The sequence below is a fragment of the Microcoleus sp. D2_18a_D3 genome, assembly GCF_036702455.1.
In the GTDB taxonomy this organism is placed as follows: domain Bacteria; phylum Cyanobacteriota; class Cyanobacteriia; order Cyanobacteriales; family Microcoleaceae; genus Microcoleus.
The window spans coordinates 68,904-70,145 of the sequence record NZ_JAUBTK010000034.1; the positions used below are offsets into that span (position 1 = coordinate 68,904).

The 1,242-nt window shown below is 54.5% G+C and carries 1 protein-coding gene; it reads left to right on the plus strand.

Annotated features, from left to right (window positions below; all coding sequences use genetic code 11):
• Window positions 1-1,242, plus strand: a 1,242-nt coding sequence (locus tag QUB06_RS17170; RefSeq protein WP_333436288.1) for a calcium-binding protein, incomplete at both ends; no start/stop codon positions are given.

Below are 1,242 nucleotides of genomic sequence, written 5' to 3' on the forward strand. Positions count from 1 at the left end.
CGATGATGATGGGGACGGGCCCGGACATTTCGATCACCCCGGTGCCGCGGCCACCTCTGACAGTTCCCACGCCTCCCCCAGAGCCACTTTTTGTCGATGGCTTAGTTGTCGCAAATGACGGCAGTAACTATTTAATCGGCAGCTTGTTCAATGACACCATTTCCGGGCGTGCCGGCGACGACACGCTTCTGAGTCGGGACGGGGACGATGTAGTCAGGGGCGAAGACGGTAACGATTCTCTCAACGGTGGCGCTGGTAAAGATATTGTTGAGGGCGGGCGCGGCAATGACACGGCGCGGGGTGGCAAAGGCGATGACTTGGTTTCTGGCGACGAGGGCGGTGACGTAGCTTTTGGCGACCAGGGCAACGATATTGTCTTGGGTGCTGAAGGCAACGACTCGCTGTACGGCGGTAAAGGCAATGACTGTCTGCGCGGTGGTGGGGAGGACGACCTGATTTTGGGCGACAAGGGCAGTGACAGTGTTTTTGGCGACACGGGTAATGACTGCCTGATCGGCGCTCGGGGCAATGATATTTTGTTGGGCCAGGAGGGCGGGGATGTCATCACCGGCGGTGTGGGTAACGATACTGGTGACGGCGGCGAGGGTGATGACCTGCTCTTCGGGGGCGACGAGAATGATTCTTTGTCTGGAGATGCTGGGGATGATATTCTTTCGGGCGATCGCGGATCGGATACTCTGACAGGAGGCGAGGGATCGGATATCTTTGTTCTCGGTAGGGTGGGCACGTCGGCTGGTAGCAACGGGTTTCTCACTACTGGGGGCCGCGAAATCGGCGATGCTGATGTAATTAGAGATTTTAATCCGGGAGATTTGATCGGTCTGGCTGGAGGTTTGAACTTTACAGAGTTAGAAATTTTCCAGGGCCAAGGCTCGAATTCTAGCAACACGATTATTAGGGACAGGCGAACTGGGGAATTTTTGGCGGTGTTGATTGATGTTCGATCGAACTCGCTAGATGAATCTCGGTTCACTACAGCTCAAATACCGCGCGTAAACGACAATCCCTTCACCATTGAGGGGACAACAACTCCTTCTACAAGCGGGACAACTCCTTCTACAAGCGGGACAACAACCAATAGCAGCGGGACAACAACCAATAACAGCGGGACAACAACCAATAGCAGCGGGACAACAACCAATAACAGCGGGACAACAACCAATAACAGCGGGACAACAACCAATAACAGCGGGACAACAACCAATAACAGCGGGACAACAA